Origin of the sequence: Mesorhizobium sp. M7A.F.Ca.US.005.03.2.1 (genome assembly GCF_003997795.1) — a bacterium.
Lineage (GTDB): Bacteria > Pseudomonadota > Alphaproteobacteria > Rhizobiales > Rhizobiaceae > Mesorhizobium > Mesorhizobium ciceri.
Window position 1 is genome coordinate 1 of sequence record NZ_RZRP01001274.1, and the last position, 1,192, is coordinate 1,192.

A 1,192-nucleotide genomic window follows, 5' to 3' on the forward strand; every position below is an offset into this window, starting at 1 on the left:
GTTCCGAACCGTGCCGCGCCGCCGTCGTGATTGAAGCCGTTCCATAGTCGACCCGATCCCACCCACAAGGAGCATACCCGTGAAACGCCTCGCTTTTTCGCTTGCCGTCTCGCTGCTGACCTCGACCGCCTTCGCCTTCCCGGTAACCGTCGACAGCTGCGGCAAGCCGCTGACCTTCGACGCGCCGCCGAAGCGCGCTGTCATCCATGATCTGAACATGGCCGAGATGGCTTTCGCGCTGAAATTGCAGCCGTCAATCGTCGGCCTGACCGGCATCACCGGATGGTACAAGGTCGGTCCCGAATTCAAGGCAGAGCAGGGTTCGATCCCGGAGCTGGCGCCGAAATATCCGACGCTCGAAAACCTCGTGGCCGTGGAGCCGGATTTCTTCTTCGCCGGCTGGTACTACGGCATGAAGCCGGGTGGCGAGGTGACGCCCGACACGCTTGCCCCGCACGGCATCAAGACGCTGGTTCTGGCGGAAAGCTGCGTCCATCTCGACAAGAGGCGCCCCGCCGCCTCGATGGACCTGCTCTACGGCGACGTCGAAAAGCTGGGCAAGATCTTCGGCAAGGAGACAGAGGCGGAAAAGCTTGTCTCTGGCTGGAAGGCGCAGCTCGCCGACATCACCGCCAAGGTCGGCAGCGCCAAGGGCACGCGGGTGTTCCTCTACGATTCCGGCGAGGACAAGCCGTTCACCGCAGGCAAGTTCGCCATCCCCAGCGCCATGATCACTGCCGCCGGCGGCGACAACATCATGGCTGACATGGACACCAGCTGGGGCAACACGGATTGGGAAACGGTGGCGTCGCGCAATCCGCAATTCCTCATCCTGCTCGATTACCAGGACGGTGGCGGCTACAGGAAGCTGCTCGACTTCCTGAAGGCGCATCCGGCCATGAAGGAGACCGACGCGGTCAAGAACGAGCGCTTCGTTGCCCTCCGCTACGCCGAGCTGACGCCTGGACCCGCCAACATCGAAGCGATCGACAAGATCGCCAAGGCCATGCACCCGGAAGCATTTTGAGCTTGCGCCATCCGGCATTTGCGTTGGCCATGCTGGCGGGAGCGGCGGCGATCGCCGCTCTCGCTCTGCTGTCGATCGCCTATGGCTCGACGCTGATCCCGCTGGCCGACGTTGTAGCAGCGCTTGGCCGCGCAATCGGCTTAGGCGGGCACGACGTGTCCGGGC

At 63.6% G+C, this 1,192-nt stretch carries 1 protein-coding gene; it reads left to right on the forward strand.

The features are described 5' to 3' along the window. Positions 1-79: 79 nt before the first annotated feature. The gene (locus EN991_RS36960) at positions 80-1,027 is read left to right on the forward strand and encodes an ABC transporter substrate-binding protein (protein WP_027163210.1); all 948 of its coding nucleotides are present in this window, start codon (positions 80-82) and stop codon (positions 1,025-1,027) included. The last annotated feature ends 165 nt before the right edge of the window (positions 1,028-1,192 follow it).